The organism is Micrococcus sp. GbtcB5, from assembly GCF_019091605.1.
Classification (GTDB): Bacteria; Actinomycetota; Actinomycetes; order Actinomycetales; family Micrococcaceae; genus Micrococcus; species Micrococcus luteus.
Genome location: NZ_JAGXJK010000549.1, coordinates 1 through 233, shown reverse-complemented (window position 1 = coordinate 233; position 233 = coordinate 1). Strand labels below are relative to the sequence as shown.

Sequence of the window (233 nt, the reverse complement as noted above, 5' to 3'; positions counted from 1 at the left end):
GACCAGGATCGTGTCCTTCGAGACGCGCAGGCCCGTGTCGGAGCGGACGGCGGTGACGAACACGTTCTGTGCGGAGGGCAGGGGGGCCAGGACGACGGCGACGAACACGTGCCGCGCATCCAGACCGTACACGAACTGCGCGAGCAGCCAGGGCAGCAGCGGATGCACCACCAGCTTCACGGCCGAGGCGAGCAGCATGTCCGCGCGTCGCCCGCCGGCCCGCTCGAGCGGCC

General features: G+C 71.7%; 1 pseudogene. It reads right to left on the bottom strand.

The window, feature by feature from the left end:
• Window positions 1-233, bottom strand: a pseudogene (locus KVS67_RS13455) (AEC family transporter); the annotation flags it as partial.